General features: G+C 73.8%; 20 protein-coding genes. 11 read left to right on the forward strand and 9 right to left on the reverse strand.

Annotated features, from left to right (window positions below; translation table 11 throughout):
• Nucleotides 1–106 precede the first annotated feature (106 nt).
• Together glp and galU are read right to left on the reverse strand one after the other, a co-directional pair.
• Complete coding sequence (gene glp / locus ACZ56B_RS03000) at nucleotides 107–1429, reverse strand: molybdotransferase-like divisome protein Glp (RefSeq protein WP_468785594.1); 1323 nt, start codon at nucleotides 1427–1429, stop codon at nucleotides 107–109.
• Nucleotides 1426–2337 carry a UTP--glucose-1-phosphate uridylyltransferase GalU gene (gene galU, locus ACZ56B_RS03005; RefSeq protein ID WP_468785596.1) on the reverse strand — a complete coding sequence of 304 codons (912 nt, stop codon included), beginning with the start codon at nucleotides 2335–2337 and terminating at the stop codon, nucleotides 1426–1428. The genes glp and galU overlap by 4 nt, the downstream gene beginning before the upstream one ends.
• Nucleotides 2338–2429: 92 nt before the next feature.
• On the opposite strand from galU, the gene ACZ56B_RS03010 reads away from it, so the two are divergent.
• Complete coding sequence (locus tag ACZ56B_RS03010) at nucleotides 2430–3044, forward strand: 5-formyltetrahydrofolate cyclo-ligase (protein ID WP_468785598.1); 615 nt, start codon at nucleotides 2430–2432, stop codon at nucleotides 3042–3044.
• Nucleotides 3045–3151: 107 nt separating this feature from the next.
• Here the strand turns inward: ACZ56B_RS03010 and ACZ56B_RS03015 are convergent, their stop codons facing one another.
• Nucleotides 3152–6013 (reverse strand): penicillin acylase family protein, encoded by a 2862-nt coding sequence (locus tag ACZ56B_RS03015; RefSeq protein WP_468785600.1) that lies wholly within the window; start codon nucleotides 6011–6013, stop codon nucleotides 3152–3154.
• 244 nt (nucleotides 6014–6257) lie between these two features.
• Here ACZ56B_RS03015 and ACZ56B_RS03020 point away from each other — a divergent pair, with 244 nt between their 5' ends.
• The 6 genes from ACZ56B_RS03020 to mscL all read left to right on the forward strand — a co-directional run bounded on the left by ACZ56B_RS03020 (nucleotide 6258) and on the right by mscL (nucleotide 12115).
• On the forward strand, nucleotides 6258–7787 hold the full coding sequence (locus tag ACZ56B_RS03020) for a potassium/proton antiporter (protein WP_468785602.1): 1530 nt from the start codon (nucleotides 6258–6260) through the stop codon (nucleotides 7785–7787).
• A gap of 288 nt (nucleotides 7788–8075) precedes the next feature.
• Nucleotides 8076–9362, forward strand: coding sequence for an MFS transporter (locus tag ACZ56B_RS03025; RefSeq protein WP_468785604.1), 1287 nt, complete (start codon nucleotides 8076–8078; stop codon nucleotides 9360–9362).
• 67 nt (nucleotides 9363–9429) lie between these two features.
• Nucleotides 9430–9744: an FmdB family zinc ribbon protein gene (locus tag ACZ56B_RS03030; protein ID WP_468785606.1), complete on the forward strand. Its 315-nt coding sequence runs from the start codon at nucleotides 9430–9432 to the stop codon at nucleotides 9742–9744.
• 87 nt (nucleotides 9745–9831) lie between these two features.
• Nucleotides 9832–10674: an S-methyl-5'-thioadenosine phosphorylase gene (locus ACZ56B_RS03035; RefSeq protein WP_468785918.1), complete on the forward strand. Its 843-nt coding sequence runs from the start codon at nucleotides 9832–9834 to the stop codon at nucleotides 10672–10674.
• A gap of 289 nt (nucleotides 10675–10963) precedes the next feature.
• A complete protein-coding gene (locus tag ACZ56B_RS03040; protein ID WP_468785608.1) occupies nucleotides 10964–11509 on the forward strand; it encodes a hypothetical protein in 546 nt (181 codons plus the stop codon).
• 135 nt (nucleotides 11510–11644) lie between these two features.
• Nucleotides 11645–12115, forward strand: coding sequence for a large conductance mechanosensitive channel protein MscL (gene mscL / locus ACZ56B_RS03045; RefSeq protein WP_468785610.1), 471 nt, complete (start codon nucleotides 11645–11647; stop codon nucleotides 12113–12115).
• A gap of 78 nt (nucleotides 12116–12193) precedes the next feature.
• On the opposite strand, the gene ACZ56B_RS03050 is transcribed toward mscL, so the two are convergent.
• Nucleotides 12194–12370 (reverse strand): hypothetical protein, encoded by a 177-nt coding sequence (locus ACZ56B_RS03050; protein ID WP_468785612.1) that lies wholly within the window; start codon nucleotides 12368–12370, stop codon nucleotides 12194–12196.
• A gap of 125 nt (nucleotides 12371–12495) precedes the next feature.
• Nucleotides 12496–13068, reverse strand: coding sequence for a dihydrofolate reductase family protein (locus tag ACZ56B_RS03055; RefSeq protein ID WP_468785614.1), 573 nt, complete (start codon nucleotides 13066–13068; stop codon nucleotides 12496–12498).
• Between the two features lie 194 nt (nucleotides 13069–13262).
• Here ACZ56B_RS03055 and ACZ56B_RS03060 point away from each other — a divergent pair, with 194 nt between their 5' ends.
• The 3 genes from ACZ56B_RS03060 (at nucleotide 13263) to ACZ56B_RS03070 (ending at nucleotide 16626) form a co-directional block, all read left to right on the forward strand.
• Nucleotides 13263–14291, forward strand: coding sequence for a P1 family peptidase (locus ACZ56B_RS03060; RefSeq protein ID WP_468785616.1), 1029 nt, complete (start codon nucleotides 13263–13265; stop codon nucleotides 14289–14291).
• Between the two features lie 173 nt (nucleotides 14292–14464).
• Complete coding sequence (locus ACZ56B_RS03065; RefSeq protein ID WP_468785618.1) at nucleotides 14465–15688, forward strand: L,D-transpeptidase; 1224 nt, start codon at nucleotides 14465–14467, stop codon at nucleotides 15686–15688.
• A gap of 185 nt (nucleotides 15689–15873) precedes the next feature.
• Nucleotides 15874–16626 (forward strand): DUF6227 family protein, encoded by a 753-nt coding sequence (locus ACZ56B_RS03070; protein ID WP_468785620.1) that lies wholly within the window; start codon nucleotides 15874–15876, stop codon nucleotides 16624–16626.
• Between the two features lie 102 nt (nucleotides 16627–16728).
• On the opposite strand, the gene ACZ56B_RS03075 is transcribed toward ACZ56B_RS03070, so the two are convergent.
• From ACZ56B_RS03075 to ACZ56B_RS03090, 4 genes are all read right to left on the reverse strand, one after another.
• A complete protein-coding gene (locus ACZ56B_RS03075) occupies nucleotides 16729–17028 on the reverse strand; it encodes a hypothetical protein (protein WP_468785622.1) in 300 nt (99 codons plus the stop codon).
• Nucleotides 17029–17169: 141 nt separating this feature from the next.
• Nucleotides 17170–19344, reverse strand: coding sequence for a PTS fructose transporter subunit IIABC (locus tag ACZ56B_RS03080; RefSeq protein WP_468785624.1), 2175 nt, complete (start codon nucleotides 19342–19344; stop codon nucleotides 17170–17172).
• 193 nt (nucleotides 19345–19537) lie between these two features.
• On the reverse strand, nucleotides 19538–20485 hold the full coding sequence (gene pfkB / locus ACZ56B_RS03085) for a 1-phosphofructokinase (RefSeq protein ID WP_468785626.1): 948 nt from the start codon (nucleotides 20483–20485) through the stop codon (nucleotides 19538–19540).
• Complete coding sequence (locus tag ACZ56B_RS03090) at nucleotides 20482–21243, reverse strand: DeoR/GlpR family DNA-binding transcription regulator (protein ID WP_468785628.1); 762 nt, start codon at nucleotides 21241–21243, stop codon at nucleotides 20482–20484. The genes pfkB and ACZ56B_RS03090 overlap by 4 nt, the downstream gene beginning before the upstream one ends.
• Nucleotides 21244–21446: 203 nt before the next feature.
• Between ACZ56B_RS03090 and ACZ56B_RS03095 the strand changes: the two genes are divergently transcribed.
• Nucleotides 21447–22421, forward strand: coding sequence for a helix-turn-helix transcriptional regulator (locus tag ACZ56B_RS03095; RefSeq protein ID WP_468785630.1), 975 nt, complete (start codon nucleotides 21447–21449; stop codon nucleotides 22419–22421).
• Nucleotides 22422–22426 lie beyond the last annotated feature (5 nt).

Here is a 22426-nt window from a genome sequence, read left to right on the forward strand (position 1 = left end):
CCCTGAGGTGTCCTCTCCGTCTCTCCTTTCCCTCCCCCCCCCCCCCCCCCTTCTTCCCCCCCCCCCCCCCCCCCCCCCCCCCCCCGGTACCGCCACCCCGCGGGGCTCAGCCGAGCAGGATCACCTCGGCCTCGGTGCCCGGGGCGAGCGAGGCGACGTCCTCGGGGACGACGATCAGCGCGTTGGCCCGGGCGAGGGCCGCCACGAGGTGGGATCCGGCGCCGCCCACCGGGGTCACCGTGCCGTTCGCGTACCGGCCGCGCAGGAACTGGCGGCGGCCCTTCGGCGAGGTCAGCGTCCCGTCCGCGGCGAGCGTCGCGCGGGTCCTCGGCCGGTGGACGTCCGCCAGGCCCATCAGGGTGCGGATGGCGGGGCGGACGAACAGCTCGAAGGAGACGTACGAGGAGACCGGGTTGCCGGGCAGGGCCAGCAGCGGGGTGCGGTCGGGGCCGATAGAGCCGAAGCCCTGGGGCTTGCCCGGCTGCATGGCGAGCCTGCGGAACTCGACGCCGCCGCCCGGCTCGTCCGCGTCCGCCAGGGACGACAGCGCCTCGCGGACGACGTCGTACGCCCCGACGCTCACGCCGCCGGAGGTGACCAGCAGATCGGCGCGCACCAACTGGTCCTCGATGGTGTCCCGCAGGGTCTGCGCGTCGTCGGCGACGGCGCCCACCCGGTAGGCGATGGCGCCGGCGTCGCGGGCGGCGGCGGTGAGGGCGAAGCTGTTGGAGTCGTGGATCTGGCCGGGGCGCAGTTCCTCGCCGGGCTGGACGAGTTCGCTGCCGGTGGAGAGCACGACCACGCGCGGGCGCGGGCGCACCCGGACCGTGCCGCGGCCGATCGCGGCCAGCAGGGAGATCTGCGGCGGGCCGAGGACGGTGCCGGCCTCCAGGGCGCGGTCGCCGGCCCCGACGTCGCTGCCCCGGGCGCGCACGTGCGCGCCCGCCGGGGCCGGACGGTGGACGTGCACCTGCCCGGCGGCGCCCTCCGGTGCGAGGCTGTGGGCGGGCATCACGGTGGCCGGGCCCGCGCCGAGGCCGCCGTCGGTCCACTCCACGGGGACGACGGTCTCGGCGCCCGGCGGGAGCGGGGCGCCGGTCATGATGCGGACCGCCTGGCCGGGGCCGACGTGGAGGAGGTCGGCCTGGCCGGCCGCGACGTCCCCGACGACGTCGAGGACCGCCGGGTACCGCTCGCTCGCGCCCGCGATGTCCGCGACCCGCACCGCGTACCCGTCCATGGAGCTGTTGTCGAACGGCGGCAGGGGCACCGGCACCGTGACGTCCTCGACCAGGACGCAGCCCTGGGCGTCGAGGAGGTTCAGCTCGATGGGTTCGAGGGGGCGGACGGTGGCGAGGATGTCGTCCAGGTGCTCGTCCACCGACCAGAGGTGGTCCGGGCCTGCGGTGCGGGGCGCGGCGGTGCTCAACGTTCCTGCATCTCCTCGGTGACGTAACGGCGGAGCCAGGTCCGGAAGTCCGGGCCCAGGTCCTCACGTTCGCACGCGAGCCGGACGATGGCACGCAGGTAGTCGCCGCGGTCGCCGGTGTCATAGCGGCGGCCCTCGAAGACGACGCCGTGCACCGGGCCGCCGATCCGCTCGTCCGCCGCGAGCTGCTGGAGGGCGTCGGTGAGCTGGATCTCGCCGCCGCGGCCCGGCTCGGTCTTGCGCAGCACGTCGAAGACGGCCGGGTCGAGGACGTAGCGGCCGATGATGGCGTAGTGGGAGGGCGCCTCCTCGGCCGCGGGCTTCTCGACCAGGCCGGTGACCCTGACGACGTCGGAGTCCTCGGTGGCCTCGACGGCGGCGGACCCGTACAGGTGGATCTGCTCGGGGGCCACCTCCATGAGCGCGACGACGCTGCCGCCGTGCCGCTCCTGGACCTCGATCATCCGCCGGAGCAGGGGGTCGCGCGGGTCGATCAGGTCGTCGCCGAGGAGGACGGCGAAGGGTTCGTCGCCGACGTGCGGCGCGGCGCACAGGACGGCGTGGCCGAGGCCCTTGGGATCACCCTGGCGGACGTAGTGCATGGTGGCCAGGTCACTGGATTCCTGCACCTTGGCGAGCCGGTCGGCGTCGCCCTTCTTCTCCAGGGCGGATTCCAGCTCGTAATTGCGGTCGAAGTGGTCCTCCAGGGGGCGCTTGTTGCGGCCCGTCACCATGAGGACGTCGTCGAGGCCCGCGGCGACCGCCTCCTCGACCACGTACTGGATCGCCGGCTTGTCGACGACCGGCAGCATTTCCTTGGGGGTGGCCTTGGTGGCCGGCAGGAACCGGGTGCCGAGGCCTGCTGCGGGGATGACAGCCTTGCTGATCCGAGGGTGCGACTGAATCATGCCGGTCACCCTAGCCGGTGTTCTTGGAGGGAATCCTTGGCTCCGGGCCCTTAAATCTCATATGAGCATATTGAAACGGTACGGGGACAATCTTGGAACACAACGCACGCGCGGACGATCCCGGCAAGCGCGTACGGCGACGGGAGGTCCTCCGGGCGAGGAACGCATTGACGGCGGTCGACCTGCGGGAATCCGCGACCGCGCTGGCCCGCCGGGCACTCGGGCTGCCCGAACTGGCGCACGCGGGCACGGTGGCGGCGTACGTCTCCGTGGGAAGCGAGCCCGGCACGCCCGCGCTGCTGGACGCGCTGCGCGAGCGGGGCGTCCGCGTGCTGCTGCCCGCCCTGCTGCCCGACAACGACCTGGACTGGGGCGTGTACACCGGCGAGGACTCCCTCGTCCGCGTCCGGCACGGCGGGCGGATGGCGCTCCTCGAGCCGGCCGGGGACCGTCTCGGACCAGACGCCGTGACCGGGGCGGACGTCGTCCTGCTGCCGGGCCTCGCCGTCGACGCGCGCGGGATGCGGCTGGGGCGCGGCGGGGGCTCCTACGACCGGGTCCTCGCCCGGCTGGAGCGCGCGGGCGCGCACCCGGCGCTGGTGGTGCTGCTGTACGACCGCGAGGTCGTCGGGCGCCTTCCCGCGCAGCCGCACGACCGGCCGGTGCACGCGGTGGTGACGCCGTCGGGGGTGCGGCGGTTCGGCTGAGCCCTTCCCCGCGGGGCCGGGCCGGGCGGCGCGGCCGCGTCCGGTGACACGCGAAGGCGGCCGCCACGCGCGCGTGGCGGCCGCCTTCCCCGTGCGGGCCGGTCCGGTCAGGGCTTGAGCACCAGCGTGTCGGCGGTGCTCTTCTCGACCGCCTTCTCGGTGAACGGCCACTCCAGCAGCTCGCCCTCGGCCCACTTGTCCGTCTGGTCGACGTAGTGGGCGCTGTAGGCGTGCCCGGAGGCGCCGGTGAGGTTGATCCACCGCGACTTGTCGAGGTCGCCGAGGTTGACCACCATCCGCATGGACGGCACCCACACGACCCCGTAGCCGCCGGCGGCGTTCCAGCCGGTCGCGTTGACCGTCGCCTCGCCGCCGCCGAGCTCCCACGGACCGCGGTTGAGGACGTACCGCAGGACTCCGGGGCCCTCGGTGCCGAGCGTCTGGTTCTCCAGGAACAGGCGGTGCAGCCGGCCCCAGCTCCAGCTGTCGATGTCCTTGCCGAGCTCGGCGGTCAGCTCCCAGCGGGCGTCGATCAGGGCGCGCTTGAACAGCTCGTCACGGTTGTCCGCGGCGGGGCGGGTGCCCCTCTCGGGGGTCTTCCACCACTCGCTGTCCTCCTTGTCCATCAGCCTGCGGACCACCTCGAACCAGCGGTCGCCGCCGTCCGGCTGCGCCTGGTCGGCGTCGCGCCGGCCGCACTCGCGGACCTTGCCGGCCTCGTCCGCGGGCCCGGTGGTGTTGACCGGGTCGACCCACAGGCACTGGCCCTTGACCCGCAGCTCCTTGGGCAGCTTGTTGCCGAAGGCGAGCTTGAGGATGTTGCGCCAGACGGAGTTGAAGTAGGCGGCGGCCGCCGAGTCGGCGTCCTGGGTGTAGTCCCAGCCCTCCAGCAGCTTCTGCGCCTCGCGCACGTGCGGGTCGTCGACGTCGATCTTGAGCAGCTCGGGCACGATCAGCTTGGCGATGGAGCTGCTGTTGTCGAGCTGCATCTGCCGCATGTCGTCGGTGGAGATCTTGCCGCCGTCCTTGATCTTCGACTGGATCAGGTCGTCGATCCGCTGGCTGCGGGCGCCGTAGCCCCAGTCGGTGGTCAGCGTGTGGGGGTAGTCCTCGCCGACGACGGCCTGGTTGGCGGTGACGATGTAGCCGCGCTCCGGGTTGAACTCGTAGGGCAGCGCGTCCTGGTCGACCCAGTCGGTCCAGCGGGAGTCGGGGTCCCAGCCCGGCGCCGGGAGGGAGCCGTCGTGGCCCTCCGCGCGGACGGGGATCCTGCCGGGCAGGGTGTAGCCGATGCTGCCCTCGGTGTCCGCGTAGACGAGGTTCTGCGAGGGCACCTCGAACAGGGTGGCCGCCTCGCGGAAGTCGTCCCAGTCCTTCGCGCGGTTGATCGCGAAGACGGCGTCCATGGTGCGGCCCGGGTCCAGCGCGGTCCAGCGCAGCGAGACGCCGTAGCCGTCGCCCCGGTCGGGGGCGGCGCTGTCGACGGCGGCCTTCTTGCCGGTCCTGACGAGTTCGTCGGAGCGGTCGGAGAGCAGGGGGCCGTTGGCGGTCTCCCGCACGACGATCCTCCGCGCGGAGCCGCCGGCGACCTTGATGACCTCCTCGCGCGTCTTGAACGGCACCACCTCGTCGCCGTACTGGTAGCCGTCGCCGGTGATCTTCTCCAGGTAGAGGTCGGTGACGTCGACGCCGGAGTTGGTCAGGCCCCAGGCGATGTCCTGGTTGTGGCCGATGATGACGCCGGGCAGGCCGGCGAAGGTGTAACCGGTGACGTCGTACCGGCACTCGGCGGAGACCTCGCGGCAGTGCAGGCCCATCTGGTACCAGACGGACGGCAGCGAGGCCGACAGGTGCGGGTCGTTGGCGAGCAGCGGTTCGCCGGTGATGGTGTGCCTGCCGGAGACCACCCAGGAGTTGGAGCCGATGCCGTCGCCGTTGACGCCGACGGCGGTGGGCAGGTCCTGCAGGACCTGCTGGAGGCCGGCCAGCTGGCTCTCCGGGCCGGACCCGCCGGTGCCGGTCCCCGTGCCCGTCCCCGTCCCGGTGCCGGTTCCTATGCCGGTGCCGGCGCCTGCACCCGTGCCGGTGCCCGTGCCCGTGCCGGTTCCTATGCCGGTGCCTGCACCCGTGCCGGTGCCGGTGCCCGTGCCGCCCGTGTCCTCGCCCTGCTCGTAGGTTCCGGTGAACTCGTTGTACGAGCCCTCCCGGATCACCGGCTTGTTCCGGTCGTACGGGTACGCCGGGTACAGGTCGGCGATCTGCTTCTGGTCGAGGCGGCTGGTCAGCAGGGCGCGGTCGATCTCGTCCTGCATGTTGCCGCGCAGGTCCCAGGCCATCGCCTTCAGCCAGGCCACCGAGTCGACCGGGGTCCACGGCTCGGGCCGGTAGTCGTTGACGAAGCCCAGCGCCGCGTACTCCAGGGAGATCTCCTTGCCCTCCTTGCCCTCCAGGTAGGCGTTGACGCCCTTGGCGTACGCCTGGAGGTACTTCTTCGTGGCGGGGGAGAGCTTCTTCTCGTACTCCTGCTCCGCGACCCGGTCCCAGCCGAGGGTGCGCAGGAACGCGTCGTTGTCGACCTGGTCCTTGCCGAACATCTCCGACAGGCGTCCGGCGGTCATGTGCCGGCGCACGTCCATCTCGTAGAACCGGTCCTGCGCCTGGACGTAGCCCTGCGCCATGAACAGGTCCTCGTCGGAGGCGGCGTAGATCTGCGGGATGCCGTGGCCGTCGCGCTTGACGTCGACGGGGCCCGACAGGCCCTGCAGCGTGATCGAGCCCGTGGTCTGCGGGAAGGAGGCGCGCACGGTGCTGACGGACCAGTACGCCCCGTAGGCGACGCCGCCGATCAGGGCCAGCACCAGGACGAGCACGACCAGGCGGACCTTGCGCCCCTTTTTCCTGCCGGACTTGTTCTTCCTGCCGGACGTGCCGGCCTGCTGACCCGTGGGAGCGGTGGTGTCGGTGGGCATCGCTGTCCTTGCTGTCCTAACGCGAGCGGCAGGTCGAGGCTGTGCTTTTAACTGAGCGCTGGAGCAACGATAGGCGCAGGGCCCCGCCGCCCTTGACGCGGAGTCGCGAACCAGCCCGGACGGACGTTCGATCCTGCCCCCCTTGACGTCAAGAACGCGTCAAGAGTTAGGTAAGGTAACGAAGTAGTTTGCCGCCGCAGCGGTGGATCGCACGCGATGTACGTGTACTCAGGCGCCGCCGCGCGTGGGTCGGGGAAGGGAACGGCCGCTGACAGTCCACCACCTCAACCAGCTCCTGCTCATCTGCTCGATCGTCCTGCTCGTCGCGGTCGTGGCGGTCCGGGTCTCCTCGCGCAGCGGGCTCCCCAGCCTGCTCGTCTACCTGGGCATCGGCGTCGCCATCGGCCAGGACGGCATCGGCCACGTCCACTTCGACAACGCCGAGCTGACCCAGGTCATCGGATACGCGGCCCTGGTCGTGATCCTGGCCGAGGGCGGCCTGGGCACCAAGTGGACCGAGGTCAGACCGGCCCTGTCCGCCGCCGCCGCGCTCGCGCTGGCCGGTGTCGCGGTCAGCGTCGGGGTCACGGCGACGGCCGCGCACTTCCTGATCGGGCTGGAGTGGCGGCAGGCGCTCATCATCGGCGCGGTGGTGTCCTCGACCGACGCGGCGGCCGTGTTCTCGGTGCTGCGGAAGATCCCCCTCCCCTCACGGGTGACGGGCACGCTGGAGGCCGAGTCCGGCTTCAACGACGCCCCCGTCGTCATCCTGGTCGTCGCCTTCTCCGCGACCGGTCCGGTCGAGCACTGGTACGTGCTGATCGGCGAGATAGCCCTGGAGCTGGCCATCGGTGCCGCCGTCGGACTCGCGGTGGGCTGGCTGGGCGCCTGGGGCCTGCGGCACGTGGCGCTGCCCGCCTCCGGCCTCTACCCGATCGCCGTCATGGCCATCGCCGTCGCCGCCTACGCGGCCGGCGCCCTCGCCCACGGCAGCGGCTTCCTCGCCGTCTACCTCGCCTCCATGGTGCTGGGCAACGCCAGGCTGCCGCACTGGCCCGCCACGCGCGGCTTCGCCGAAGGGCTCGGCTGGCTCGCCCAGATCGGCATGTTCGTCCTGCTCGGCCTGCTGGTCACCCCGCACGAACTGGGGGACGACATCGTGCCGGCGCTGGTCATCGGACTGGTGCTCACCATGGTGGCCCGCCCGCTGAGCGTCGTGCTGTGCCTGTCGCCGTTCCGGGTGCCCTGGCAGGAGCAGGCGCTGATGTCGTGGGCGGGGCTGCGCGGCGCCGTGCCCATCATCCTGGCGACGATCCCGATGGTGCAGGGCGTCGCGGGGAGCGAGCGGATCTTCAACATCGTCTTCGTCCTGGTCGTCGTCTACACCCTCCTCCAGGGCCCGACGCTGCCCTGGCTGGCCCGCAGGCTGCGCCTGGGCGGGGAGGCCGGGGCCGCCGACCTCGGCATAGAGTCGGCGCCCCTGGAGCGGCTGCGCGGGCACCTGCTGTCGGTGGTCGTCCCGGACGGCTCGAGGATGCACGGTGTGGAGGTCGCCGAGCTGCGGCTGCCCACCGGGGCCGCCGTCACCCTCGTCGTGCGCGGCGGGGAGTCCTTCGTCCCGCTGCCCACGACGGTGCTGCGGCACGGGGACGAACTGCTCGTCGTCGCCACCGACCCGGTGCGGGACGCCGCCGAACGGCGCCTGCGCGCGGTGGGCCGCGGCGGCAAGCTGGCCGGCTGGCTGGGCATCGGCGGCGCACCGGTGGGGCCCTGAACCGGCCGGTTCCCGGGCTCGGCCGCCCTCCCTCCCCTTCACCGGCGCACGCGCCCCGGGTGCTCGTCTTCACAGGCACGCGGGACCCGGTCCCTGTACGATGCAGACGACACCCAGATGACCTGATCGAACCAACTCTGCCTGATGCAGAGCTGGCGCGACCGTATGGCGGCCGGGACGCCCTGAGCTGTGGCACCGGCATCTACCGCAGTCAGCGCAAGAGGACAGCTCTCGGCGCGCCCGCCCCACCCGCGGGCCGCGCTACCAGGCGGCGGAAAGGCACGGGCCGTGGCATCCACGGTCACCACGTCGAAGGACTCGGCGGCCACCTCCCGCCCGGGATACGGACAGTTGCTGCGCACGCGCGGCGTCTGGACCTTCCTGCTCCCCGGCTTCGCGGCACGCCAGCCGTTCGCGATGCTCACCCTGTCCATCGTGCTGCTGGTGCAGCACACCACCGGCTCCTACGGTGCGGCCGGCGCCGTCGCGGCCGTCACCGGCATCTCCATGGCGCTGTTCGCCCCCTACAGCGGCCGCCTGGCCGACCGCCACGGGCAGCGTGCGGTCCTCGTGCCCGGTGTCCTGGTGCACGCCCTGTCCGGGCTGACCCTGACCGCGCTGGCCCTGAACGGCGCCCCCCTGTGGGCGCTGTTCGCCGCCGCCGTGCCCACCGGCGCCTCGGTGCCGCAGGTCGGGCCCATGGTGCGCGCCCGCTGGGGCGCGAAGCTCAAGGACTCCCCCCTGATGACCACGGCGGCGGCCTTCGAGTCCGTCACCGACGAGTTCACCTTCGTCGTCGGGCCACTGCTGGCCACGGCCCTGTGCACGGCCGTCGACCCGGCCGCGGGCCTCGTCACCGAGGCCGCGCTGACCCTGGTCGGCGGTCTGCTGTTCGCCGCCCAGCGGGGCACCCAGCCGAAGACCGCCGCCGACGGGCACGCGCGCGTGGAGCACGCCTCCGCGCTGCGCGTCCCCGGGGTGCGCGTGCTGATCGTGGCCTTCCTGGGCATCGGTTCCGTCTTCGGCGGCATGCAGGTCTCCCTGGCCGCCTTCACCGAGTCGATCGGCGAGCCCGGTCTGAACGGCGTCCTGTACGGCGTCTTCGCCGCGGGCAACATGCTCTCCGGCATCGCCTGCGGGGCCATCGCCTGGAAGGCCGCCCCGCAGCGGCGCCTGGTCGTCGGGTACGCGGCGCTCGCCCTGACCGCCTCGGCCCTGTGGACCTCCCAGTCGGCACTGCTGCTGGCCGGGCTCGGCCTCCTGGTCGGCATGTCCATCGCACCGACCCTGATCACCGGCTACACGCTGGTGGAGGACCTGGTCCCGACCGGCGCCCGCACCGAGGCCTTCACCTGGCTGACCGGCGCGGTCGCGCTCGGCCAGGCCGCCGGCGTCACCCTCGCCGGACAGCTGGAGGACCGCCTCTGGGGCGGCGCCGGCTTCCTGGTGCCGATGGGCGGCACGGTGCTCGCCCTGGTGACGCTGCTGGCGCTGCGGTCGCGGCTGGTGCCGCCCCCGCGCGAGCGCGCGGTCGCGCGTGGCGTGGGTCACCGCGCCACCACTCCAGTGGACTGAACGCTGGGAATAGGTCAGTATGGACCGTCGTTAGCACTCATCGAGTGAGAGTGCCAGGAGGAAGACAGTGCCCACCTACCAGTACCAGTGCACCGAGTGCGGCGAGGGCCTCGAGGCGGTGCAGAAGTTCACCGACGACGCCCTGACCGAGTGCCCCAGCTGCAAAGGTCGCCTGAAGAAGGTCTTCTCGGCGGTCGGCATCGTCTTCAAGGGCTCCGGCTTCTACCGCAACGACAGCCGCGGCTCCTCGTCGAGCAGCTCCCCGGCGTCGTCGAAGTCGTCGGACTCCTCGTCCTCCTCGGCGTCCTCCTCCTCGGACTCCGGCTCGGGCTCGAGCGCCTCGGCCGGCTCCAGCAGCTCCAGCGCCACCACCGCCGCGTAGGACCGCTTCCTCACGGGACCCCGTCGTCGTACGACGACGGGGTCCTCGGCGCTTCCCCGTCCGGCTAGGGTGCGGGACATGGCGAACATGGCGAACGTGGCGACGGCCGGCATCGGCGTGATCGGCGGCTCCGGCTTCTACTCCTTCCTCGACGACGTGACCGAGATCCGGGTGGACACCCCGTACGGGGCCCCCAGCGACTCCCTCTTCCTCGGCGAGGTGGCCGGCCGCCGGGTCGCCTTCCTCCCCCGGCACGGGCGCGGCCACCACCTGCCGCCGCACCGGATCAACTACCGGGCCAACCTGTGGGCCCTCCGGTCCGTCGGGGTGCGCCAGGTGCTCGGGCCGTGCGCGGTGGGCGGCCTGCGCCCCGAGTACGGGCCGGGCACGCTGCTGGTGCCGGACCAGTTCGTGGACCGCACGAAGTCCCGGACGACCACGTACTTCGACGGCCTGCCGCTGCCCGACGGCACGGTGCCGAACGTGGTCCACGTGTCCCTGGCCGACCCCTACTGCCCCACGGGGCGCGCGGTCGCGCTGAAGGCGGCGCGCGGCCGGCACTGGGAACCGGTGGACGGCGGCACGCTGGTCGTGGTGGAGGGGCCGCGCTTCTCCACCCGCGCCGAATCGCTGTGGCACCGGGCGCAGGGCTGGTCGGTGGTGGGCATGACCGGACACCCCGAGGCGGCGCTCGCCCGTGAGCTGGAGCTCTGCTACACCTCCCTGACCCTGGTCACCGACCTCGACGCCGGCGTCGAGACCGGGGAGGGCGTCTCCCACGAGGAGGTCCTGCGGGTGTTCGCCGCCAACGTGGACCGGCTGCGGGGCGTGCTCTTCGACGCGGTGGCCGCGCTGCCGGCGACGGACGAGCGGGACTGCCCGTGCGCGTCGGCGCTGGGCGGGATGAACCCGGGGTTCACGCTGCCGTAGGGCGGAGGACGGAAGGCGGAGGGCGGTGCCGCCGGGACGGTGCGGCGGGCGGATCCTCCCGGTCCGGCGGGCGGATCGTCTCCTTCGGGTGAGGGGGATGTCCACAGGCCGGTGGCGCGTCCACAGGGCCGGGCGGGGCGGGGCGCGGAGCCTCATCGTGGAGGTCGCAAGCCGGTCCCTCGTCGCAGGTGGTGGTCCCGTGTCCCTCCGTCCGTCCCCGTCCTCCCCCTTCTCCCCTTCCTCCTCCTCTTCCTCGCGCCCGGCCTCCCCGTTCCCCGCCTCTCCCGGGGTGCCGCGTCCGCCCGGCGCCGACGTGCCTCCCCGCTGCGAGGTGCCGCACTTCGCCCCGGTGCGGGTGCGCGAGGGCCTGCTGCACCCGGGCCGGCTCGCCCGGCACCGGAGGCGGGCCGTGGCGGTCGGCCTCGCGGTCACGGCGGCGGCACTCGTGGCCGCGGGCCCGCGGGACACCGACCGGTCCCGCGGGCATCCCGGCGCGGCCGCGTCCGCCCGCGCGGACGCGGCCACCGCCGGAGACCGCCCGGTACGGCCCCGGCGGGCCGGGGAGACGGTCACCGCACCGGTGCGGATCGCCGACGCCGCCACGGTGCGGCTGCTGCGGCCGGGCGACCGGGTGGACGTGATCGCCGCCGAGGAGGCGGCGCCGGGCCCGGCGGCCCGCGTGGTCGCGCGCGGGGCACGGGTGACCGACGTGCCGGAACCGCTGGAGGGCGCGGACGACGGCGGGGCGCTGGTGGTGCTGTCGGTGCCGCGCTCCGCCGCGGCCGGACTGGTCGGCGCGAGCGCCACGGCACGGCTGGCGGTGACCCTGTGGTGAACCGTGTCCTCCCGGACCGCGCCCGTGGGTCCGGCGCCTCCCGCCGGCCACCCGATGGGACAGGCCGGTCCGGCCCTGGCGTATGTTGCGGAGCGTTTTGTTCCGCGCGCTGCGCGCACGAGAGGGGGACCCGGGGTGAGCGAGAAGAGGGAATCCGGCGTCTGGCAGGGCTTCAAGGCCTTCCTGATGCGCGGGAACGTCGTCGACCTGGCCGTGGCGGTGGTGATCGGCGCGGCCTTCACCAACATCGTCAACTCGGTCGTGAAGGGCGTGATCAATCCGCTGGTCGGCGCGTTCGGCACCCAGAACCTGGACAGCTACAGCTCGTGCCTGAAGGGCCCCTGCGAGGGCACCGGCGACGCCGCGACGGGCGTGCGGATCCTGTGGGGGTCCGTCCTCGGGTCGACGCTGCAGTTCCTGATCACCGCGGCGGTCGTCTACTTCCTGATGGTGCTGCCGATGGCCAAGTACCTGGCCCGGCTGGAGGCCCGCAGGAAGGCGAAGGAGGGCACGCGGGAGGTCATGGAGGTGTCCGAGCTGGAGGTGCTCAAGGAGATCCGCGACGCCCTCGTCTCGCAGCGCGGCTCCGGCCACGACGGGCGCTAAGGCCTTTCGTCTGGGTCGGGCCGGATCAGGGAGCGGTGCCCGATCCCAACGAAAGGCCCTGGGCCCCGCCGCGGCGGGTCAGATGTGGTGGGGCGGCTTCTCGTCGAGGAAGCGCTTCAGGTCGGCCGCGCCGCCACCGGACGGGCGCTCGCCCCACCCGCGGTCGGTGTCGTCCGAGGACTGCTGGTCCAGCGGGTCGTCGAAGACCAGCGCGGGCTTCGGCTCGCGCGGCCGGGGATCGGGGGCGGTGCTCATGCGTCCAGGGTACGGCGCCCCGCCGGCCGGGCGGCCCGGCGCGGACCGGGCCGCCGTCGGGCCGGGCGGCCCCGCGGGTGCGGTCGCGCCCGCCCGCGGCCGGGCGGAGCGGGGCCGGAGTCCCGTCAGCGGACGACGTCGAAGACGTTCTTCTGGATGCCGTTGGCGTACGCCTCGTGCTCGACGAGCCTCAGCTTCTGGGCGTCCTTGTCCGTGTCGCTGAACAGGCGCTTGCCCGCGCCGAGCAGGAGCGGGAAGACGAGCAGGTGGTAACGGTCGATCAGGCCGGCGTCCGAGAGGCTCCGGTTGAGGCCGGCGCTGCCGTGGACGATGATCGGACCGCCCTCGGTCTCCTTCAGCTCCGCCACCTCGTCGAGCGAGCGCAGGATCGTGGTCTCGCCCCAGTCGGGGACCAGGGCGTCCTCGGTGAGGGTGGTCGACACGACGTACTTCGGCATCGCCTTGTAGCCGGCGAACTCCTCCATGCCCGGCCAGACCGGGCTGAACGCCTCGTAACTGACGCGGCCCAGCAGCAGCGCGGCGGCTTCCCGCTGCTCCCGGTCCTTGATCTCGTACGCCTCCGGGAGGAACTCCACGTCCTTGAACGTCCATCCGGAGTTGCGGTAGCCGGGTTCACCGCCCGGGGCCTCCACGACGCCGTCGAGCGAGACGAAGGCGGTGCTGATCAGAGTGCGCATGCGAGGTCTCCCCAGGGTCGCGCGGCCGGCTGCCGACCGGCCCGTCCGGTGCCCGCCGCGACCGGTCCCGCGGCTGTGGCACATCATTCACCACTGGCTGACCGCACGGCACGGGGAAACTCATCGGTCCCCGTCCGGTTCTCCCGGCGGCCGGGCGCACGGGACCGGAGCGGCGGCCGGGCGACACTGGCGCCATGACACGTGACGCTCTGACGGATGTGGCCGGCCTGCGGGTGGGGCACGCGACGCTCGCCGGCGGCGGCCGGCTCACCGGCACCACGGTCGTGCTCGCGCCGGAGGGCGGGGCGGTGGCCGCGGTGGACGTGCGCGGCGGCGGTCCCGGCACGAAGGAGACCGACGCGCTGGATCCCCGCAACCTCGTGCAGAAGGTCGAGGCGATCGTGCTGACCGGGGGCAGCGCCTACGGACTCGACGCGGCGTCCGGGGTGATGGCCTGGCTGGAGGAGCGGGGGCGCGGGGTCCGCGTCGGACCGGATCCCGCGCACGTGGTGCCGGTCGTGCCGGCCGCCTGCGTCTTCGACCTGGGCCGGGGCGGCGACTTCCGGGCCCGGCCGGACGCGGCCACCGGCCGGGCGGCCGTCGAGGCGGCGGCGGTGAGCGGACCGGGGGCGCGGGTGGCGCAGGGGTGCGTGGGCGCCGGTACGGGGGCCACGGTCGGACCGGTGAAGGGCGGGGTCGGCACCGCGAGCACGGTGCTGGGGTCCGGGATCACCGTGGCCGCGCTGGTGGTGGCCAACGCGGCGGGGTCGGCGGTGGATCCGGAAACGGGGGTGCTGTACGGGGAGTTGTTCCGGGGCCGGGTGCGTCCCCCGGAGGCACGGGTGCACGAGGCCGCGCTGCGGCGGCTCGCGGAGCTGTCCGGGCGGAACGCGCCTCCCCCGCTCAACACCACGCTCGCGGTGGTCGCGACCGACGCGGACCTGTCCAGGGCCCAGGCGCAGAAGCTGGCCGGCACCGCGCACGACGGCATCGCGCGGGCCGTGCGCCCGGTGCACCTGCTCAACGACGGCGACACGGTCTTCGCCCTCGCCACGGCAGAGCGCCCGCTCGACGCGGCGGACCCCCTCGCCCTGAACGACGTCCTCGCGGCGGGCGCGGACCTGGTGACCCGCGCGATCGTACGGGCGGTGCGCGCCGCCGGGTCGGTGGACGGCCCGGGCGGGGCGTGGCCGTCGTACGGGGAGCTGTACGGCGACGGGTGACGGGCCGGGCGCGGCGGGCGCGCCCCGGCGGTCCGTTCCGGGCGGGCGAGTGTCCCGGTTCTGTCACGGTGGGCCGCTCGCGGGGGGCGGCGGGAACCCGGGCGGCCGCCGGCCCCCTCTTCCTTCCCGTAAGCGAGCGGATCACCCGACATCACATGAACATGGAGCAGCCCGTGACAAGGCCGGACATCGCACCTCGGCGCGCACTGGCGGCCTGTGCCGCCCTGGTGGCCGGCGCCCTCGCCCTCACCGCGTGCAGCGGCGGCACGGACACCGGGGGCGGGAACGACGGCAAGGGCGGCGGGGACTCCGCCAGGACGTCCGTCGCGAGGATAACCATCTCGGCGAAGGACGGTTCGACCGGCGCGTCCATCAACAGCACGGGGGTGAAGGTCAGCGGCGGCCGGCTGACCGGGGTGCGGATGACGGTGGCGGAGACCGGGCAGGCGGTGCCGGGTTCGGTCTCCGCCGACGGGCGCGCCTGGAAGCCCGAGGAACAGCTGGAGCGCGGGACGAAGTACCGGATAGCGGCGACCGCCGAGGACGGCGACGGCCGCACCGCGGCGGCCGACTCCGTCTTCACCACCGTCACTCCGGCGAACAGCTTCATCGGCACCTACACCCCGGACGGCGGCACCACGGTCGGGGTGGGCATGCCGGTGTCGTTCACCTTCGACAAGGCCATCACCGACAAGAAGGCCGTGCAGTCCCACATCACCGTCACCTCCAGCAGCGGGCAGGAGGTGGCCGGGCACTGGTTCGGCTCGCAGCGGCTGGACTTCCGGCCCCGGGAGTACTGGAAGGCCGGCTCGAAGGTCACGATGAGGATCGACCTGGACGGCGTCGAGGGCGCGGACGGCGTCCACGGGGTGCAGCGGAAGACGGTCACCTTCACCGTCGGGCGTTCGCAGGTCTCCACGGTCGACGCCGGCACCCAGACCATGACGGTCGTGCGGGACGGGAAGACGGTCAGGTCCGTCCCGATCTCGGCGGGCGACGCGCGGCACACCACGTACAACGGGCAGATGGTGATCTCAGAGAAGTTCACCGAGACCCGGATGAACAGTCAGACGGTCGGCCTGGGCTCCGAGTACGACATCCCGGACGTGCCGCACGCGATGCGGCTGACCCGGAGCGGCACCTTCATCCACGGCAACTACTGGTACGACAAGGGCAATCCGCCCTTCGGCCGGCAGGGCACCAGCCACGGCTGCATCGGCCTGCAGGACGCCCGGGGGGCCCGGGGCGACACCCCCGGCAAGTGGTTCTACGACAACTCCCTGGTCGGGGACGTGGTGATCGTGAAGAACTCCCCCGACACCACGGTCGCGCCGGACAACGGCCTCAACGGCTGGAACATGGACTGGAGTCGGTGGACGGCGGGCGGCGCCGCCTGAGCCGGGGCGCCGGCGCGCGGGCGGGCGGGCGGAGCTCTTGGGGTCCGCGGCGGGCCGCGCGGGAATCTTTCACGCGGCCCGCTCGTTTTGCCACCGTACGTTTTCTCGGTTCCCGGACACGATGTCCGACCGAGGGGCTACGGTATGCACCCACAAGGTGACATGCAGCAACGCCGGGAGAAGCCTTGAGCGTTCCGTACGAGACGGCAGCGTGCGAACCACCCGACTCGCCCGAGTCCCAGTCTCCCGAGGAGCACCTCGCGCGGCTCCTCGGCCGCGCCCTGAACTCCTTCGAGCTGCCGGACGAGGCGATACGACGGCTGGACTGCGCGCTGGCGTACGACGGTTCGCTGCACTCCGCGCACCACAGCGCGGGCCTGCACCGGGAGACGTACCGGCACACCTGGCTGCTCGCCGACGGCTGTGCGCTCACGCTCTGGGAGCTCGTCCACAACACCGCGCCGGGCAGCGAGCCGCAGCACGAGCTGTACGCGGACGAGGAGGAGCTGCGCGTCGCCACCTCCCGGCTGCCGATGCCGCCGGACGCCTCGGACTTCGAGCTGCCGGTGACGGTGCAGCTCCCCCCGGTGCCCGCGCCCCGGCACGCGTACGTCCCCGACGACTCGGCGGATCACGCGCGCCGTTTACTGCGGCGCGCGGAGAACACCGACCGGCCGGGCCCGGAGACGGCCCGGCTGCTGTCCACCGCGTTCGCGTACCAGATCACGCAGGCCTTCGGCCGCCCGTCCCGGGCGGGGCGCCCCGCACTGTGCTTCTCCCTCTACGAGCACGCGTTCCTGCTGCGTGACGGCAGGGAGGTCTCCCTGTGGGAGGTCGAGCACACGGCCACGCCCGACGGACGGCACATGTGCGAGGTGTACGTCACCGAGGACGCGGCCCGGGAGGCGATGGAGCGCCGGGCGGCGCAGGTCCCCTGAGACCCGGCCGCACCCGCCGGCGATCCCCAGCCGCCGGCGGCCCCCACCACCGCCACCACCGGTGACGCTCACCCGCCGGTGACGCTCAACCGCCGACGGCGCTCAGTCGCCCTCACCGAAGCGCCGCACCAGCCCCGCGAACGCGTCGCGCTCCGCCGGGGTGAGCCGCACCGCCTCCGCGTGCGGGCCCGTCCGCCGCTGCCTCGGTATCACCGGGACCGCCGGCACCGGTGTGCTTCCGTGGTGCCCGTGCCGCCGGACGGCCTCGGCGTGCTCGCGCTCCCGCGTCCTGCGCCCGCGTCCGCGCCGCAGCGCCTCCGCCAGGCCCGCCGTGCAGGCCACGGCCACCAGGGTGAGGGCGGCGGCGCCCGTCACCCTCAAGATCGCGTCGTGCTCAGACATGCGCCCCAGTACACACCACGGTCCGGGGCCGTAGACCCCGGACCGTGAGAAGAGTGATCTATCTCGCAGTAGGCATGAATGGCCCACATCACCCATAAGGAACAAGGCGCCGGTGTCCCGCGGGCGCCCCGCCCGGGTGCGTCACGCGGCCACCGGCTGCTCCTCCCGCGCCGTCGGGGCCGGCGCGCCGTCGGGGCCGGTCGCGTCCGCTCCCGGGGCTGGCTTACGCAGGCCCTTCAGGATGATCACCAGGGCCGCCGTGACGCAGACGCCCGCGGCGATGGCGACGAGGTAGAGGAGCGGGTTGCCGATCAGCGGGACCACGAAGATGCCGCCGTGCGGGGCGCGCAGCGTGGCGCCGAAGGCCATGGACAGGGCACCGGTGACCGCGCCGCCCGCCATCGAGGCGGGGATCACGCGCAGCGGGTCGGCGGCGGCGAACGGGATCGCGCCCTCGGAGATGAAGGAGGCGCCCAGCACCCAGGCGGCCTTGCCGTTCTCCCGCTCGGTCCGGTTGAAGAGCTTGCCGCGGACCGTGGTGGCCAGGGCCATCGCCAGCGGCGGGACCATGCCGGCCGCCATCACCGCGGCCATGATCTTCATGGCGGAGTCGCCGGGGCTCGCGACGGCGATGCCGGCCGTGGCGAAGGTGTACGCGACCTTGTTGACCGGGCCGCCGAGGTCGAAGCACATCATCAGGCCGAGCAGGCCGCCGAGCAGGACGGCGTTGGTGCCGGTGAGGCCGTTCAGCCAGTCGGTCATGGCCTGCTGCGCCTCGGCGATGGGCTTGCCGATGACCACGAACATCAGGAAGCCGACGACCGCCGAGGAGATCAGCGGGATCACCACCACCGGCATGATGCCGCGCAGCGCCGCCGGGATCCGCGCCTTCTGGATCGCCATCACCACGCCACCGGCGATCAGACCGGCCGCGAGGCCGCCGAGGAAGCCGGCGTTGATGGTGAGCGATATCGCGCCGCCGACGAAGCCGGGCACCAGGCCGGGCCGGTCGGCCATGCCGTAGGCGATGTAGCCGGCCAGGACCGGGACGAGGAAGCCGAAGGCGACGCCGCCGATCTGGAAGAGCAGGGCGCCCCAGCTCGCGGCCTGGGTCCACGCGAAGTGGTCCATGACCGACGGCGCCTCGTTGATCTCGTACCCGCCGATCGCGAAGCCGAGGGCGATGAGGAGACCGCCCGCCGCGACGAACGGGACCATGTAGCTGACGCCGGACATGAGCCAGGTGCGCAGCTTGGTGCCGTAGCCCTCGCCGGACGCGCCGGCGCGCTCCACGGGCGTGCCGCCGGGGCCGTCGGCCGTGCCGGGCCCGGCGGCCGCGGTGACCTCGCCGCGCTCGGCCTTGCCGCGGACCTCGGCGATCAGGTCGGCGGGCCGGTTGATGGCCGCCTTGACGCCGGTGTCGACGGTCGGCTTGCCCGCGAAGCGGTCCTTCTCCCGCACCGGCACGTCGTGGGCGAAGATCACACCGTCCGCCGCCGCGATCACGGCCGGGTCGAGCCGGGTGAACCCGGCCGAGCCCTGCGTCTCGACGGCGACCTCGACGCCCGCCTCCCGCCCGGCGTTCTCCAGCGACTCGGCCGCCATGTAGGTGTGGGCGATGCCGGTGGGGCAGGAGGTGACGGCGACGATCCGGAACGGACGGTCCGCGCCGGTCCCGGTGCCGACGGCGTCGGTGCCCGGGGCGGCACCGGCGGAGGCCGCCGCCGGTGCCGCCGCGGAGTCCACGGAGCCGGAGCCGGATGCGGGACCGGAGCCGGCTGCGGGGCCGGAGCCGGCTGCGGGGCCGGAGTCGGCTGCGGCCGGCACGGGTGCCTCCGCCGCGTCCGCGGCGGTGTCCCCGCCGGCCGTGGGCGGCTCGTCCCCGCGGATGAGCGCCGCCGCGGCCGACGCGTCGTCCACCGACCGGAGCGCGTCGGTGAACTCGGCGTTCATCAGCTGCCGGGCCAGCGACGACAGGATCGTCAGATGGGCGTCGTCGGCACCGGCCGGCGCGGCGATGAGGAAGACCAGGTCGGCGGGGCCGTCCGCCGCGCCGAAGTCGATCCCGGCGGTGCTGCGTCCGAAGGCGAGCGTCGGCTCGGTGACGTGCTCGCTGCGGCAGTGCGGGATGCCGATGCCTCCGTCGAGGCCGGTCGGCATCTGGGCCTCGCGGGCCGCGACGTCGGCGAGGAAGCCCTCCAGGTCGGTCACCCGGCCCAGGGCCACCATGCGTGCCGCGAGGGCGCGCGCCGCTGCTTCCTTGGTGTCGGCGGACAGGTCGAGGTCGACCAGGTCCGCGGTGATCATGTCACTCATCGCGAGCTCCTTCGCACGCGTGCCGCCCGTGCGGTGGGGTGGGCGGAAAGGGGGACGGGGGTGCGGTGGGGGGCGGTGGAGAAGTGGGGGAGGACGGGGCCGGGGAGCGCCCGTCCGCCGGGCTGCCGCGCCGCGGCGGCGGCGGTGTGCGGGGGGCGGACACGGACCGGCCGGACGGGGGGCGTGCGGGGGTTCACGACACCGGCTCCTTCAGTACGCGGTCCACCGGGACGTCCGCCGTGACGGTCACCGCGGCCGGGTCCAGGTCGCCCGGTGCCGGCATCAGGCTGCCGGGCAGCTGGACGGCCGCCGCGCCGTGCGCGACCGCGGAGGCGAGCGCCTCCGGTCCACGGCCGCCGGCGACCAGGAAGCCGGCCAGCGAGGAGTCGCCGGCGCCCACGTTGCTGCGGACCGCGGCCACCCGCGCGGTGCCGAACCAGGCGCCGTCCTCGTCCACGAGCAGCTGCCCGTCGGCGCCCAGGCTGGCGAGCACGGTCACCGCGCCCAGGGCGCGCAGTTCCTCGGCGGCCTTCACCGCGTCGCCCACGGTGCTCAGCGGACGCCCCACGGCGCCGGCGAGTTCCGCGGCGTTCGGCTTCACCACGTCGGGCCGCTCCCGCAGGGCCGCGAGCAGCGCGGGTCCGGAGGTGTCCAGGGCGACGCGCACGCCGGTGGCGTGGACCCGGGCGACCAGCTCGGCGTACCAGGAGGGCGCGAGTCCGCGCGGCAGGCTGCCGCAGCAGGCGATCCAGTCCGCGCCCCGCGCCTGGTCCCGCACCGTCTCCAGGAGGAGTTCCTGTTCGGCCGCCGTCAGGTGCGGGCCGGGCGCGTTGATCTTCGTCAGGACGCCGTCCGCCTCGGCGAGCGCGATGTTGGAGCGGGTGGCCCCGGCGATCGGGACCGGCGCCACCTCGATGCCCTGCGCGTCGAGGAGCTCGGCGACCAGGGCGCCCGGCGCACCGCCCAGGGGCAGTACGGCCACCGTGCGCCGGCCCGCCGCCGTGACGGCGCGCGAGACGTTGACCCCCTTGCCCCCCGGGTCCACGCGCTCGCCGGTGGCCCGGACGACCTCGCCGCGGTCCAGCGAGGGGACCTCGTAGGTGCGGTCCAGGGAGGGGTTGGGGGTGACGGTGAGGATCATGCGCGTACCACTTCCGTGCCGCCGCGTTCGATCGCGAGGGCGTCTTCCGGGCTCAGCCCGCTGTCGGTGATCAGCAGGTCCACGTCGCCCAGGCCGCCGAAGCGGGCGAAGTGCTCCTGGCCGTGCTTGGAGGAGTCGGCGAGCAGCACCACGCGGCGGGCGGCGGCCATCGCCGCCCGCTTCACCGCGGCCTCGGCGAGGTCGGGGGTGGTCAGGCCCTGCTCGGCGGAGAAACCATTGGCGGCCACGAACAGCACGTCCGCGCGGATCTCGCCGTACGCGCGCAGCGCCCAGGCGTCGACGGCGGCGCGCGTGCGGTGCCGCACGCGGCCCCCGACGAGGTGCAGCTGGATGCCGGGGTGGTCGGCGAGGCGGGCCGCGATGGGCAGGCTGTGGGTGACGACGGTGAGGGAGAGCTCCCTCGGGAGCGTGCCGGCCAGCCGTGCCACCGTGGACCCGGCGTCGACGATCACCGTGCCGTCGGCGGGGACCTCGGCGAGGGCGGCCTTGGCGATGCGGTCCTTCTCGTCGGCCGCGGTCGTCTCGCGCTCGGCGAGGTCCGGCTCGAAGTCGAGGCGCCCGGCGGGGATGGCGCCGCCGTGCACCCGCCGGACCAGGCCCGCGCGGTCGAGGGCCTTCAGGTCCCGGCGGATCGTCTCGGCCGTCACCTGGAACTGCTCGGCCAGCGAGATCACGTCCACCCGGCCGCCGTCCCGGGCGAGCCGCAGGATCTCCTGCTGGCGCTCCGGTGCGTACATGCCCGCTCACCTCCGCCCATGTCCGAACGTGTGGTTTCGCTCGAAGGGTACGTCCGAATGTCCGAAAAGTAAACGGTCATCAAGAGAGCCGGGCATGAGTGGACGTCCGTTTGTGTCCGTTCCCTTCTCGGCGGGGGTCGTGTCCCGAAGCCGTGGCCGATGGAGGACGGAACCTGTCCTCCTTCCGCGGCATCCTCGGACCCATGACGACGGACACCCCCGGCCGGCTCCTGACGCTCCTCTCCCTCCTCCAGACGCCCCGCGAATGGCCCGGCGGGGAGCTCGCCGAGCGGCTCGGGGTCTCCCGGCGCACCATCCGGCGGGACATCGACCGCCTGCGGGGGCTCGGCTACCCCGTGCAGGCGACCTACGGCACGGACGGCGGCTACCGGCTGGTCGCCGGCAAGGCGCTGCCGCCGCTGGTGCTCGACGACGAGGAGGCGGTGGCCATCGCGGTCGGGCTGCGGGCCGGCGCCGGGCACGCGCTGAAGGGCGTGGACGAGGCGTCCGTGCGGGCGCTGGCCAAACTGGAGCAGGTGCTGCCCGCGCGGCTGCGCCACCGCGTCAGCACGCTCCAGGCCGCGACCACCCCGCTGACCAGCGGCGACGGGCCGAACATCGCCCCCGGGACACTGACCGCCATGGCCTCCACGGTGGCGGGGCGCGAGCGGCTGCGGTTCGCCTACCGCGCGGCCGACGGCACCACCTCCCGGCGCCTGACGGAGCCGTACCGGCTGGTGTCGACCGGGCAGCGCTGGTACCTCGTGGCCTACGACCTCGACCGCGCGGACTGGCGCACGTTCCGCGTGGACCGGGTGAGCGAGCCGTTCGCGACCGGGGCGCGGTTCGCCCCGAGGGAGCTGCCGGCCGGAAGCGCGGCGGAGTACCTGCGGCAGTCCATGCAGCGGTCGCAGGAGTCGTACGAACTCGTCGTCGCCTTCGCCGCGCCGGCCGAGGCCGTCGCGGCCCGGCTGCCGGGGTGGCTGGGCCGTCCCGAGCCGCTGGACGGGCACAGCTGCCTGCTGCGCGCGACGGTGAGCGACGCCAAGGACTGGACGGCGATGTGGCTGGCGGTGGTCGGCTACGACTTCACCGTGCGGGAGCCCGCGGAACTCGTCGAGGAGGTGAGGAAGCTGGGCGAGCGGCTGAGCAAGGCGGCGCCGCCGGCGGGGCGGTGAGGCAC

The organism is Streptomyces sp. NPDC034670 (genome assembly GCF_055574875.1).